The 14,140-nt window shown below is 68.0% G+C and carries 10 protein-coding genes; 4 read left to right on the top strand and 6 right to left on the bottom strand.

Annotation, left to right across the window (positions count from 1 at the left end; translation table 11 throughout):
* The first annotated feature begins 20 nt into the window (after positions 1-20).
* Positions 21-2,987: a bifunctional [glutamine synthetase] adenylyltransferase/[glutamine synthetase]-adenylyl-L-tyrosine phosphorylase gene (locus H7J86_RS20695; RefSeq protein WP_267293154.1), complete on the top strand. Its 2,967-nt coding sequence runs from the start codon at positions 21-23 to the stop codon at positions 2,985-2,987.
* Here H7J86_RS20695 and H7J86_RS20690 read toward each other — a convergent pair.
* A complete protein-coding gene (locus H7J86_RS20690; protein ID WP_267293152.1) occupies positions 2,984-7,288 on the bottom strand; it encodes a cadherin-like domain-containing protein in 4,305 nt (1,434 codons plus the stop codon). The genes H7J86_RS20695 and H7J86_RS20690 overlap by 4 nt on opposite strands.
* Between H7J86_RS20690 and H7J86_RS20685 the strand changes: the two genes are divergently transcribed.
* Positions 7,257-7,673, top strand: coding sequence for a hypothetical protein (locus tag H7J86_RS20685; protein WP_267293150.1), 417 nt, complete (start codon positions 7,257-7,259; stop codon positions 7,671-7,673). The two genes, H7J86_RS20690 and H7J86_RS20685, sit on opposite strands and share 32 nt — an antisense overlap.
* Positions 7,674-7,878: 205 nt before the next feature.
* A complete protein-coding gene (locus H7J86_RS20680; protein ID WP_090353745.1) occupies positions 7,879-8,508 on the top strand; it encodes a PaaI family thioesterase in 630 nt (209 codons plus the stop codon).
* A gap of 3 nt (positions 8,509-8,511) precedes the next feature.
* Here H7J86_RS20680 and H7J86_RS20675 read toward each other — a convergent pair whose 3' ends face one another.
* The 4 genes from H7J86_RS20675 to glnA all read right to left on the bottom strand — a co-directional run bounded on the left by H7J86_RS20675 (position 8,512) and on the right by glnA (position 11,815).
* Positions 8,512-8,940, bottom strand: coding sequence for a DoxX family protein (locus H7J86_RS20675; protein WP_372517314.1), 429 nt, complete (start codon positions 8,938-8,940; stop codon positions 8,512-8,514).
* 24 nt (positions 8,941-8,964) lie between these two features.
* On the bottom strand, positions 8,965-9,390 hold the full coding sequence (locus H7J86_RS20670) for a DoxX family protein (RefSeq protein WP_090353746.1): 426 nt from the start codon (positions 9,388-9,390) through the stop codon (positions 8,965-8,967).
* A gap of 35 nt (positions 9,391-9,425) precedes the next feature.
* A complete protein-coding gene (locus H7J86_RS20665) occupies positions 9,426-10,277 on the bottom strand; it encodes a hypothetical protein (RefSeq protein ID WP_187096077.1) in 852 nt (283 codons plus the stop codon).
* Positions 10,278-10,378: 101 nt separating this feature from the next.
* The gene (glnA, locus tag H7J86_RS20660) at positions 10,379-11,815 is read right to left on the bottom strand and encodes a type I glutamate--ammonia ligase (protein WP_090353750.1); all 1,437 of its coding nucleotides are present in this window, start codon (positions 11,813-11,815) and stop codon (positions 10,379-10,381) included.
* Positions 11,816-11,932: 117 nt separating this feature from the next.
* On the opposite strand from glnA, the gene H7J86_RS20655 reads away from it, so the two are divergent.
* Complete coding sequence (locus tag H7J86_RS20655) at positions 11,933-12,391, top strand: RDD family protein (protein ID WP_267293148.1); 459 nt, start codon at positions 11,933-11,935, stop codon at positions 12,389-12,391.
* Here the strand turns inward: H7J86_RS20655 and H7J86_RS20650 are convergent.
* Positions 12,388-14,115: an amidohydrolase gene (locus H7J86_RS20650; RefSeq protein WP_267293146.1), complete on the bottom strand. Its 1,728-nt coding sequence runs from the start codon at positions 14,113-14,115 to the stop codon at positions 12,388-12,390. The two genes, H7J86_RS20655 and H7J86_RS20650, sit on opposite strands and share 4 nt — an antisense overlap.
* Between the last annotated feature and the right edge of the window lie 25 nt (positions 14,116-14,140).

Below are 14,140 nucleotides of genomic sequence, written 5' to 3'. Positions count from 1 at the left end.
GCCCCAGGTAACGTTTGGGCGTGCCCAAACCCGCCACATCGCGCCCCAAGCTGCCCAGCGTGGGCCGGCTCGGGCTGGTAGAAGCACCCGCACGCGCCGGGCTGGACCGGCTCGGCTGGAACACCGACGAGTACGTCGAACTGCTGTGGTCGCTCTCGCGCGCCCCCGACGCCGATACCGCGCTGCGGACCATGGTGCGGTTGGCCGACGAACTGGGCGGCGGCTGGGATGAACTCAACCGGGCGCTGCTCAAGGACAAGGCGCTGCGCGGTCGGCTGTTCGCGGTGCTCGGCGGATCGGCGGCACTCGGCGACCATCTCGTGGCGCGGCCCCAGTCCTGGCACCTGCTGGCCGGCCGGGTGACCCTGCCCGACGCCGCGCAGCTGCGCAAGGAGTTCGTCGCGGTCGCGCAGAGCACCACCGACATCCGATCGGTACAAGCCTCGTTGCGCAGTCTGTACCGGGACCGGCTGCTGGTGCTGGCCGCCCTGGATCTGGCGCCGACCGTGGAGAACGAACCGGTCGTGGAATTCGGTACCGTCGGCGCGCACCTGTCCGACCTGGCCGACGCCGCGCTGGCCGCCGCGCTGGCGGTGGCCACCGCATCGGTGTGCGGCGCGGATACCCCGGGGCCGCGGATCGCGGTCATCGCGATGGGCAAATGCGGTGCACGCGAATTGAATTACGTCAGCGATGTGGACGTCATCTTCGTCGCCGAGAACGCCGACACCCTCACCACCCGGGTGGCCGGGGAGATGATGCGCTTTGCCAGCGACACCTTCTTCGAGGTGGACGCCGCCCTGCGTCCCGAGGGTAAGCGCGGCCAGCTGGTGCGCACCCTGGAGTCGCATATCGCCTACTACGAGCGCTGGGCGAAAACGTGGGAATTCCAGGCGCTGCTGAAGGCCCGGGCCGCCATCGGCGATGCCGAACTGGGGGCCCAGTACATCGCCGCCCTGATGCCGATGGTCTGGACCGCTTGTGAGCGTGAGGATTTCGTCGCCGACGTGCAGGCGATGCGGCGCCGGGTGGAGGAACTGGTGCCCGCGGGGGTGCGGTCCCGCGAACTCAAACTCGGCACCGGCGGGCTGCGCGATGTCGAATTCGCGGTGCAGCTGCTGCAACTGGTGCACGGCCGCAACGACGACTCGCTGCACGTGGCGTCGACCGTCGACGCGCTGGCCGCACTCGGGGCCGGGGGCTATGTCGGCCGCGACGATGCCGCCAACATGACCGCCTCCTACGAGTTCCTGCGGTTGCTCGAACACCGGTTGCAGCTGCAGCGGCTCAAGCGCACCCACATGCTGCCCGAGGACGGTGACGAGGAGGCGATGCGCTGGCTTGCGCGCGCCGCGCATGTGCGCCCGGACGGCCGGCACGACGCCGTCGGTGTGCTGCGGGAGGAACTCAAGCGCCAGAGCATGCGGGTGTCGCGCCTGCACGCCAAGCTGTTCTACCAGCCGCTGCTGGAATCGGTGGGCAAACAAGGCTTCCATGCGATGAGCACCGAGGCGGCCGAACGGCAGTTGGCCGCGCTCGGCTACGAGGGGCCGCAGAGCGCGCTGACCCACCTGGCAGCGCTGACCAGCGAGAGCGGCCGGCGTGGGCAGGTGCAGAAGGTCCTGCTGCCGACCCTGCTGGACTGGCTGTCGGACACTCCTGACCCGGATGCGGGGTTGCTGTCCTACCGGCGCATCAGCGAGGAACTCGGCGACCTGCGGTGGTACCTGTCCACCCTGCGCGACGAGGGCGCGGTGGCCAAACGGCTGATGCACGTGCTGGGGACGTCGGCGTACGTGCCGGATCTGTTGATGCGGGCACCGGAGGTCATCCAGCTCTACGCCGACGGACCGCAGGGGCCCAAACTGCTCGAGGTCGATCCGGATGCGGTGGGGCGGGCCCTGGTGGCTTCGGCTGCGCGGCACGCCGATCCGGCCCGCGCCATCGCCGCGGCGCGCACCCTGCGGCGCCGCGAGCTCGCCCGGATCGCCTCGGCGGATCTGCTCGGCATGCTCGAGGTCACCGAGGTGTGCCGTGCCCTCACCTCGATCTGGGTGGCGGTGCTCCAAGCGGCGCTGGACGTGGTGATCAGGGACCGGACGCCGGCGGGCGGCGCCCCCGCGCGAATCGCGGTGATCGGGATGGGCCGGCTCGGCGGCAGCGAACTGGGCTACGGGTCCGACGCCGATGTGATGTTCGTGTGTGAGCCCGTCGAAGGCGCTGCCGGCGCCGACGAGTCGGCGGCCGTGCGCTGGTCGGTCGGGGTGGCCGAGCAGGTGCGCACACTGCTGGGGACACCGAGCTCGGATCCGCCGCTGGAGGTGGACGCCGGACTGCGCCCCGAGGGCCGCAACGGCTCACTGGTGCGCACCCTTGCGTCGTACGAGGCGTACTACACACAGTGGGCGCAACCCTGGGAGACGCAGGCCCTGTTGCGCGCGAACAAGGTGGCCGGTGACCCGGATCTGGGGGAGCGCTTCCTCCGGATGATCGACAAGACCCGCTACCCCGAGGGCGGCATCTCACCGGAGACCGTCCAGGAGATCAGGCGCATCAAGGCCCGCATCGATGCCGAGCGGTTACCGCGCGGGGCCGATCCGAACACCCACACCAAACTGGGCCGGGGCGGGCTCGCCGATGTCGAGTGGACGGTGCAGCTGCTGCAGATGCGCTTCGCCGACAAGATCCCGGCCCTGCACAACACCTCGACCCTGGAGACGCTGGACGCGATCGGGGCCGCCGAACTGATCGCCGAGGGCGATATCGATCAACTGCGCCAGGCATGGCTGACGGCCACCCGGGCCCGCAACGCGCTGGTGCTGGTGCGGGGCAAGCCGACCGATCAGCTGCCCGGACCGGGCCGCCAGCTCAACGCCGTGGCCCTGGCCTCGGGGTGGAAGAACGGTGATGGCGGCGAGTTCCTGGACAACTACCTGCGCGTGACCAGGCGGGCGAAAGCCGTGGTGCGCAAGGTGTTCGGAGCCTAGAGCGCCGACGTCGTGACTGCCACGGCATCGAAGGCCGCCTTGATCGCGGCGATCTGCTTGGCGGTGAACCCGTTGGCGCGGGCACTGCTGAGGATGGCGTAGCGGGCGTCGATATAGGACGCCGTCGACGGCAGGCTGTACAGCGATTCGTAGTACACCTGGGCCCACTGTTCGCCGGACACCTCGTTCTTGGTGGCGTCCATCATCTTGTACGCGGCGAAGGACAGGATCCCGCTGTTGCTGTGCACATAGTCGAAATCGTCGGTGTTGTTGTCGGTGCAGCCGCACGGGTCGATATAGCGCTGGGGGTAGCTCTCCCGCTGGCTGTAGTCCGAGGGATCCTCCATGCTGCGGTACGGATTACCCGCCGCGTCCTCGGCGAAAAGCCATCTGCCGCTTCCGGTCTTGTTCTCGATCAGAGCGCCCATGATGTCGGCGTAGGCCTCGTTGAGCGCCCCGGAATCGCCGAGATAGGCCAGGCCGTTCACATACTGGATGACGGCGTGGGTGTATTCGTGGCCGACCAGATCCAGGGCGGCCTGGGTGTTCCCGGCGTCACCGAAGACCAGCTCGCGACCGGTCCAGGCGGCGTTGCGCCACCCGGCCGCCGACGACCCGCTGGGGTTGTAGTCGATGCTGAGCACGACAGCAGCGCCGTTGTCGTCGTAGGAATCCCGACCGAGGACCGAGGTGTAGTAGTCGTACACCCGCGTCATGTTGGACTGTGCGGAGACGGCCGAGGTGCCCCAGCTGGAGGAGTAGGTGACGGTGCTGCCCGGGATGCTGGGCTGGCCCACCCAGCCGGTGCCGACGTAGGTGGTCACGTAGGTGGTGATGTTGCGGGTCGGGTCGCTCAGGACGAACGCGGTCCCGGTGTTGCCCGCGCTGACGGTGCGGGTCTTGCCCTGCAGGTCGGTGCCCGACGACCGGATGGGCGCCAAAGCCTGTTGCGCGCTGGAGAAGTCGGAGAAGATGGTGCCGGCCTTGGTGCCGTTGGCGTAGATGTAGTAGGTGGCGCCGACCGACGGGTACGGGCTGGCGGGGTCCGAGGAGACTGTCACCCGCCACGCCAGGGTGGCCGGGTTCCACCGCGCGCCGGTGCTCAGGTTCGTGCTGACATCCTGGTCGTAGATGACCAGGTCGGTGTCGAAGATCAAGGTCGCCGCGAAGGCATCCTTGGTGGCCTGGCTGGGACTTCCGCCGAAGTCGCTGACGGCGTCGGCCTTGGCGATCGCTTCGGCGGCAGCAGCGGTGGCGAGACCGGCTGTGGGCGTGGTGTTCACGGTGCTGATCGCAGGGTCGTAGTTGCTCACCAGCCCGGTCACGCGGCCGGCGCTGTCGGTGGAGAGCACCACCTCGCTGCCCACCACCGGCACACCGTTCACGGTCTGGCTCAGCCGGTAGAAGACGCTGCCGGAGTAGTCGACCGACGACACCGTGATCCGGGATTGATCGGCGAATCCGGTTGGTGCTCCGAGCAGTCCGGCGACCTTGTTCAGGACGGCCGCCGCGTCGGCGGCGCCGGACACCGTGCTGACGGTGAAGGTGCCGGAGATCGCGCGGACCTTGCCACTGGAGGTCAGGGTGACATCGACGTCCTCGGCCCCGGACAGCGCCTTCAGCTCCGCCAGGGTGAGGGTGCCGTCGCTGTCGGGGTGCCACGCCGTGATGGGCACGGTGACATCGATCGGGATGCCGTCCTGGCCGTCGTAGGCGGACACGGTGAAGGTGGCGACGTCGGCGCCCGGGGTGAACCAGGCGTTGTAGCGGGCCACCGGGCTGGGGGTGTAGGTGTAGGTGCCGTCGGAGTTGACGGTGACGCCGCCGAGCGAACCGGCCACGTCGGTTTCGCGCGCATAGGTGAGGGTGCTTGCGTCGGTGGCGCCGATCTGTCCGGTGACGACGCCGGTCGTGGTGTTCACGTTGGTCGAGTAGGTCGGGTTCACCGGCAGGGCGTTACCGGCAGCCGAGGCAACGACATTGACCTTGACGGTGACCGCGCGGGTGCCGCCGTGGCCGTCACTGATGGTGACGGTGAACGTGTCTGTGCCCGTGCCCAGGGCGCGGGCCGCCGCGTTCGGGGTGTAGCTGAACGAGCCGTCGGCATTGACCACCACCGTGCCCTTGGTGGCGCCGGTGGCCGTGTAGGCCAGCGTGTCGTTGTCGGCATCGGTGGTGCTGATCTGGCCGGTCACCCGTGCGGTGGTGGAACTGGTCGTCAGGGTGCTGACGGTGGCCACGGTGGGCGCGGCGTTGCTCGGGCGGATGGTCACCGTGACCGGTACGGAAAGGACACCGCCGTGGCCGTCGTCGACGGTGACGGCGAAGGTGTCGGTGGTGGGTCCACCGGCGGCTGCGGCATGCCGCGCGGTGACCGTCGGGGTGTAGGTGAACTTGCCGTCCGCGCCGACGACCACGGTGCCCGTCAACGTCGCGAGGGTGCCGTCGTAGTAGAGCTTGTCGGCATCACCGTCGGTGCCCTTGACCGACCCGGTGACCACACCGGTCGACGAATTGGGGCTACCGGTGGTCGTTTTGAACGTCGGCGTCTTGTTCGCCGGAACCACCGTGACGGTGATGGTCTGCTGCACGACGCCGCGGCGACCGTCGCTGACGGTGAAGGTGAACGTGTCGGTGAGGTCGGCGGTCAGCGCGGTGTCCGCGGCGGCCTTGTGCCTGGCTGCGGCGGTGGGGGTGTAGGTGAAGGTGCCGTCGGTGCCGAAGGTCACCGTGCCCTTGGTCGGCTTGGTGAGCACCGTGACCGCCAGCGGGTCGCCGTCGGCGTCGGTCACCCCGGTCGCTCCGCTGATCACCCCGGTGACCACGCTGGACGTGCTGCTGGGAAGGCTCACCACCGGTGTCACATTGGCCGGGACCAGCGACACCACACCCATGGCGGTATCACCCGCGGTGTAGAGCTGCATACCGTCGGGGCTGGCGGCGATACCGTTCACGGTGTCACCGGTGTGCAGCGTCGTGAGCAGTGTGCTGGTCGCGGTGTCGTACACCTGCAGATCACCGCTCTGGGTGGTGACCAGCAGCAGCGATCCGTCCTTGTTGACCGTCGCCGCCCGCACCGCCGAGGTGGTGTCGAATGTGCCGAGGGAGGTGAACTTGCCGGTGTCGAGCACGTTCACCGTGCTGCCGTCGGTGAGGACGTAGAGCTTCTTGCCGTCCTTGCTTGCCGCGATGGCGGTGGGCGAAGTGCCGGCTACGGCAACGAGTTTCGTGGTGCCCGTGGACACGGTGTAGGCGACGATCCCGGACGGGGTGGTGGCGTAGACCCGTTTACCGTCCGGGCTGACGATCACCGACGTGACGCCCACCGCGGACACCCACCCGGTGATCTTGTTGGTCGAGGTGCTGACCTTCGCCATCTTGCCGGTGGCATTGCCGACGTACAGGGTGCCGCCGTTGGGCGCGATGACCATGCTCGTCGGGGTGATGGTGAGGGCGATGGTGCGGCTGACGGTGTTGGTCGCCGCGTCGATGACCGAGATGGAGTTGGTGTTGGCGACGTAGACGAACTTGCCGTCGGGTTTGACCGCGATGCCGACGGGGTTGCCGCCCACCGCGATGGTGGTGACCACGGTGCCGTCGAGGGTGTTGACCACGGTGACCGTGCCGGTGGCGCTGTTGCTCAGGTAGGCGCGGGTGTTGGTGGCGGCCACGGCGCTGACCTGGCCGGTGCTCACCGGGCTGAGCAGATGGACCGGTGTCGGGTCGATGGGAACCGCCACGGTGCTCAGCACCTTGGCGGTGGTGCCGTCGTACACCGAGACGGTGAACTCGGCATCGGGCTCCGATGTGACTGCCGCCGAAACACGTTGTGCCGCAGTCGGTGTATAGGTGAAGTTGCCGGTCTTGCTGACTGTCACGGTGCCCAGGGTGGGGCCGGTGACGAGGGCGTAGCTCAGCGTCTTGCCCTCAGGGTCGGTGGCGACCATCTGCCCGGACACCGCGCCGGTGGTGGGATCGGGCTCGCCGAGCACCGGTGCGTCGACGACCGGCTGCTGGTTGGCCACGGCGGTGGCCGTCGCCAGGCTCATGCTGGTGTCCTCGGTCTGACCGATCTCGCGCCGCGCGGCGGCTGCCATGGTCCAGGACAGGGGAGAGACGATCGAATGGACGGCGCCGAGGATGCGGGCGAAGAACTGGTTGAGCGCGGTGCTGATCGCGGCGCCGGCGCGGGCCACCACCACTGCGGGGGTGACCGCCGTGGCGCGGGCCGAACCGATGGTGGCGGTGGCGGTGCTCAGCGTGGTCGTGGTGACCGCGGATGCGGTGGGCAGCGCACGCACCTCCGTGGTGGCCGTCGCCGCGCTGGTGGTGTCGGGGGTGCTGGACGCCTGCGGCGCGGTGGCCGCCGCGGCGGTGGTCTTGGGCGATGATGTCTTGGCCGTCGGGGAGGCGCTGTGCTTCCGGTCGTTCTTCCGGGACTTCTTCGGGGCGGCCTTCGTGGTCGGGCTCGTGGTGGCGGCCGCTGCCGTGGTGGCCGCCGCCGTGGTGGGTTCGGTGGCGGTGGCGGTGTCGCCGGCCTGCGTCGCCGTGCTGGTCGCCTCAGCCGTAGAAGTCGAGGTCTGGCTGTCGGCGCCCTCGGGTTCCGCCCAGGCGATCGCGGGGGCTGTGGCTACCGCACTTCCGATACCCAGGGCGACCGCGAGTGCGCCGACTCGCCCGACATAATGTGCGCAACCCGCACGGGATTCGCTTCGCACGTCCAACGCCTCCGTTCGACGCGGTTGCCGCTCATGGCAAATATTCACAGCTCCGTCAGATTACTTTGGCAGTAAACCACAAGGTGGCAGTGACTGACACAGCTTGGCCGCGATTTGCCTCCCTGCGTCGGGCCGATCGGCGTTGTGGTCGGGCCGGCTGATAGAACCAGTTGATGAGGGAGCCCTTTGCCGAGATCAGCGCCGACGAACATGACCGGTTACACGCGCTGTACGGCCCGCTGACGACCGCCGTGCGCAAACTCGTCGACGCCAGCATTCGGACCGGCGTCGACGACCAGGTGATCCGCGACGCCCAAGCCGCGATTGAGGCGGTCACCGCCACACTGGAGAGCCGGCAGTACGAGGGGCCGCGCACCCTGCGGCACGCGGTCACCGGCCGCCCGGTGGCCTGGGCGGACCCGGCCATCGGACTGCGCAACGCGATCGCTCCACCCCTGGACGTTCAGCACACCGAGGACGGGCGCTGCTGGACCGAGTTCACCCTCGGTGCCCCTTACGAGGGCCCGCCCGATCGCGTGCACGGCGGCATCTGCGCGCTGGTGCTCGACCACGTCCTCGGCGAGGTCGCCAGCGAGGGACTGGTCAAACCGCGGTTCACCGGCACCCTGACGCTCAAGTATCTGCGTGGCACCCCGCTGGGCCCGTTGCGTGCCGAAGCATGGATCGACCGCACCGAGGGCGTCAAAGCCTTTGCGCGAGGCCGGATCTTGGATGCCGAAGGGGTCACCGTCGAAGCCGAGGGCATCTTCGTGATGCCGGCCTGGGCGCGCGAGGCCGGCTGAGGGTCAGCTCCGGCGCTTGCGGACGGCGTCCACGGCGATCGACCCGCCGCCGAGGAACACCAGCAGGAAGAAGCCGAAGCAGTTGAGGACGGCGAGCTCGCCACCGTTCTCGATGGGCCACAGTCCCGTCGGCTGGTGCTGGCTGAAGTAGGCGAATGCCATCTCGCCGGAGGCGAGGAAAGCGGCTGCGCGAGTGAACAGCCCGGCGATCAACAGCAGGCCGAGCACCAGTTCGAGGACACCGGCGTACCAGAACGGCCAGGTCCCGACCGGGACGGCACCACCGGCACCGGCCGCGATGGGCCAAGCGAACAGTTTCGAGGTGCCGTGGATGGTGAGCAGCAGGCCGAACACGATCCGGAACGCCGACAGCACGATGGGTGCGAATCCGTTGAGCTTGGTTTCGATCTGGGTCGATGACATGGCACCCATAATAGGACCACGGTCCGTTTATCTCTACGGCTGGGGTGTGCGACTCCGCCACGCGTCCAGCGAGTACCGCCCGCCGCCGGTGAACACCAGCAGGAAGAACACGAAACAGAAGGCGATCGAGGGCAGGCCGCCGTTGCCGCCGTACTGGGGATCGACGATCGGCCAGAGCGCCAGCGGCTGGTGCTGCCAGAAATAGGCGACGGCCATCGCGCCGGAGCAGATGAAGGCCGCGATCCGGGTGAACAGCCCGGTCATGATGAGCAGCCCGCCGACGAACTCGATGAGACCGGCGTACCAGCCGGGCCAACTCCCGGTCGGCACACCCATCGCGATGGGCCAGTCGAAGAGAACGGACGTGCCGAACAGTGTGAACAGGAAACCGAACACGGCGCGGACCAGGCTCAGCACCGTCGGCGTCAATGCTTCCAAGCGAGTATTCAGGTTGTTCATGGCCTCGACCGTACTGAAGCGAGGTGACATGTCGCCTAACGCTGGTCGGTGCTGGGCGCGGAGTAACAGATCGCCGTCCCGACCACCGCGGGCAACCCGAACGTGAGCAGCAGCACGGCGTACATGACCGGGGAACCCGGTGTGGTCAGCCAGTCCTTGGGAAACCGCGCCAGGGTGAGGGCGAGCCAGGACGCCGTGATCGCCAGCACCACCAGGCACACCGTCGCGACCTTGAGGGCGCCCAACGTCAGCCGGGTCGGTTCGGCGCCCTCGGCCAGTCGCAGCGCCCTGCTGCGGCGCACCACGAAAACCAACGATGTCACCACCACGGCCGCAGCGGCGGCGCCGATGGCGTCGACCAGCCACCCCGGCGGAGTGCCGCCGAACGCGAAATGCACGTAGTCGATCGAGGTTTCGCTCAGCAGCAGGGTGGTGGTCATGGTCGCGGCGAACGTCAGCCAGGTACCGAGTTTGGTCAGAAAGGTGTAGCCCGCGGCGTCCTCGTCCGCGTCGGCGGGCATCTTGGAGATGGCGTGCCCGGCCAGCATCCAGCCGAGGCCGCCGAACAATGCGGCGGTGCCCGCGGCCAGCATGGCGGTGGCCAACGCGCCCTGTGCCCAGACGATCGCGCAGATACCGTCCCGCTGGGCGTCGGCGGGGACCACCGTCCCGGTGATCAGGCTGGACAGGAAGGCACTGAGAACGAGAATCAATACCGCCGAGGAGAACAACGCCAGTGTGTGCACGCTCTCGCGTACCTCGCCCTTGAGGTAGAGGGCGATCGCGGTGATGAGGAAGCCACCCAGGGCCGCCGCGAGCTTGGAATGCTCGGAAGCCGAGGTCAGCATGCTCCATTGATCGGACGAACAGAATTCGTCGAGGCTCACGGATGCCAGAGCCTACGGGATCGCGGCATGGCGTGCCGGGTGCACAAAACAAGTCGGCCCGCCAGGCAGATGCCTGACGGGCCGACTCGGTGTCTGCTGACTTACACGTCGTAGTACAGCGAGAACTCGTACGGGTGCGGACGGATCTGCACCGGCAGGATCTCGTTCTCCCGCTTGTAGGAGATGTAGGTCTCGATCAGGTCCTCGGTGAACACGCCACCCTCGGTGAGGTAGTCGTGATCCTGCTCGAGCTTGTCGATCACCGCAGCCAGCGAGGTGGGCGCCTGCGGGATGTTGGCGGCCTCGTCCGGCGGCAGCTCGTAGAGGTCCTTGTCGACCGGGGCCTGCGGCTCGATCTTCTTCTTGATGCCGTCGATACCGGCCATCAGCATCGCCGCGAACGCCAGGTACGGGTTGCCCGAGCTGTCCGGGCAGCGGAACTCGAGGCGCTTGGCCTTCGGGTTGTTGCCGGTGATCGGGATACGCACGCAGGCCGAACGGTTGCGCTGGCTGTAGACCAGGTTGATCGGGGCCTCGTAGCCCGGCACCAGACGCTTGTACGAGTTCGTCGTCGGGTTGGTGAAGGCCAACAGCGACGGGGCGTGGTGCAGGATGCCGCCGATGTAGTGGCGCGCGATATCGGACAGGCCCGCGTAACCGGACTCGTCGTGGAACAGCGGCTTGCCGTCTTTCCACAGCGACTGGTGGGCGTGCATACCGGAGCCGTTGTCACCGAACAGCGGCTTGGGCATGAAGGTGACGGTCTTGCCGTTCTTCCATGCCGTGTTCTTGATGATGTACTTGAACAGCAGCACATCGTCGGCCGCGGCCAGCAGCGTGTTGAACTTGTAGTTGATCTCGGCCTGACCGGCGGTACCCACCTCGTGGTGACCGCGCTCCAGGGTGAACCCGGCGTTCTGCAGGTTGGTGGCCATCTCGTCGCGCAGATCCACGTAGTGGTCGTACGGCGCGACGGGGAAGTAGCCACCCTTGGGGCGGACCTTGTAGCCCAGGTTCGGGCTGCCGTCGGACTCGAAGGGCTCACCGGTGTTCCACCAGCCCGACTCGGAGTCGACCTCGTAGAAGGTGCCGTTGATCTTGGAGTCGAAGGAGATCGAGTCGAAGATGTAGAACTCGGCCTCGGCGCCGAAGTAAGCGGTGTCGGCGATACCGGTGCTGGCCAGGTAGTTCTCGGCCTTGCGGGCGACGTTACGCGGGTCGCGCGAGTAGGCCTCGCGGGTGAAGGGATCGTGCACGAAGAAGTTCAGGTTCAGCGTCTTGGCGGCGCGGAACGGGTCGATACGCGCGGTGTCGGGATCCGGCAGCAGCATCATGTCGGATTCGTGGATCGACTGGAAACCGCGCACCGACGAACCGTCGAACGCCAAGCCGTCCTCGAAAACGCTCTCGTCGAAGGCCGAAGCCGGGATCGAGAAGTGCTGGACGACACCAGGCAGATCGCAGAACCGGATGTCGACGTACTCGACGTTCTCATCCTTGATCAGCTTGAAGAGGTCGTCCGATGTCTTTTCTGGCACTGATAAATCTCCTTTGACTCGTTACCCGCCGGTGACGCTAGGGAGTTGATGTTGCACCCCGGTCAACCATATGTTGCGCCGAAGTTACGCCATCGGGCGCGCTCTATGCTTGGGCCCATGGCCCGCGAAATCGCGTCCTGGTTGTCCGGTCCGCAGCCAGACTATGAATCCGGCGACTATCCGGGGCGACGGCTCGGTATGCCCGAAGACGGTCCGGGATCGATCGCCCGGTTCGGCCGGCGCACCGCCGCACTGCTGATCGACTGGCTGATCGGCTACGGTCTCGCGGCGCTCGCGATGGCCGTCGGCCTGGTGTCCCTCCCGGCGCTGTCCACGACCGTCCTGGCCGTGTGGTTCGTGCTCGGCGTGGTATCGGTGCGGCTATTCGGTTTCAGCCCAGGGCAATTCGTGATGGGGCTGATGGTGGTGCCCGTCGACAACCGGGACCATGTCGGGCTGGGCCGGGCGATCGGGCGGGGACTGCTCATCGCGACGGTGGTGCCACCGCTGTTCACCGACACCGATCTGCGCGGACTGCAGGATCGCGGGACGGCGACCGCGGTGGTGCGGCGCTAGTCCGTTCCGGACTCGTGCACGATCCGGCCGTTCATCATGGTGACCACGACCTTGGCTCGATGGATATCGTGCGGGTCGCCGTCGAGGATGTTGCCGTCGAGCACGATCAGATCGGCCCGCTTACCCACCTCGACCGAACCGATCTGGTCCGCCATCCGGATCTGGTGGGCCGCGCCGAGTGTGTTGGCATGCACGGCCTGCGCGACCGTCAGGCGCTGCTCGGCGGGGGACAGGATCTCGGCATCGGGTTCCCCGATCAGCTGACGGGTGACGCCGATCTGGATCGAGTCGAGCGGCTTGTAGGTGGAGAAGTATCCGGCCGCCGGCCAGTCGGTGCCCAGCGACACCCGCCCACCCGTGCGCAGCACGTCCTGCACCCGATAGAAGTTGTCCTTGCGCGGTGCGCCGTAACGGGCGGCCATGTTGACCACGGTGTCGGGATCCGCGGAGAACCAGTTGGCCGAGAACTGCGCCCCGATACCGCCGGCGCCGAACCGCGCGCTGTCCTCGCCGCCGAGGTAGACCAGGTGCGCGATGGTGTGTCTGCGGTCGCGGGCCGGATTCGCGGCGATCGCCGCCTCGAGCGCATCCAGCGCCACCCGTGCGGTGCGCTCGCCGCAGGCGTGGATGTGCATATCGATACCCGCCGCGTCGATCTCGCCGACCAGTCGGTGCCACTGCGTCTCGGTGAACGGCGACCCGCCGATCGAGTCCGGCTTGTCGGCGTAGGGCTCCAGCAGCCATGCGGTGTACCCGCCCTGGGTGCCGTCGCCGACGATCTTCACCATGCCGACCTGGACCAGCTCCGTACACACCCGCGCGCGTGCCTCGGTGAACCTCGTCACGGCATCGTCGAACGGCGGGGATTTGACGGTGTAGGAGGCCACGACGCGAAACGGCAGCTTGCCCTCTCGTTCGATATCGGCGTACAGCGCGATGACATCGGCCTGGTCACCGCCCACGGGCGGCACCCCGGCGTCGAACACCGCGGTGATCCCGGCCTCGGCGGCCTTGGGTAGCCACTGCTCCAACATGCGCCGCATACCGTCGGCACTGATCGGGTCGTTGGCGTTGACCAGGTCCAGCACGGCATCGATCTCCAGCAGGTAGCCGGTCGGATCGCCGTCGGCATCGCGTGCGTAGTAGCTGAATCCCGGCACCGGATCGGGGGTGTCGCGATCGACGCCCGCGACCTCCAGCGCCTTGCTGTTGGCCCACATGCTGTGCGCGTCGATGGCGAAGAAGAAGCCGGGCCGGTCGGGTAGCACGCGGTCCAGCGACTGGCGGGTCGGGCCGTCGGGCCCGAACATGTCCACCCGCCAACCGAATCCGCGCACCGGGCCGTCCGGGTGCTCGGCGGCGTAGGCGGCGATCGCCGCCAGGGCGTCGTCCTCGGTGGGCACCTGCAGGTCGACGCCGTTGCTCAGGAAGGCGCCGAGAAACGGGTGGATGTGGCCCTCGACGAAGCCCGGCATGAGCAGCCTGCCGTCCAGGTCGATCACCCGCGTGCCGGGGCCCGCCAGCGCCAGGGCTGCCGCGTCGTCCCCGACATGGACGATGACCTCACCCCGCACGGCGACGGCTTCGGCCCACGGCCGCTCGGCGGCCACGGTGTAGACCCGGCCGTGGTGGAACACGAAATCGGCGTCAGTCCCGGCGGTCCGCGGCGTGGCCGGGGCGCCGACGGACGCGAAATGCGGAGCCCACTCGCATGCAGTACACACCCGGATATTGTTGACCAGGTCAATT

The organism is Mycobacterium hackensackense, assembly GCF_025822555.1.
In the GTDB taxonomy this organism is placed as follows: domain Bacteria; phylum Actinomycetota; class Actinomycetes; order Mycobacteriales; family Mycobacteriaceae; genus Mycobacterium; species Mycobacterium fluoranthenivorans.
This window is presented reverse-complemented; position numbering and strand designations above follow the sequence as displayed.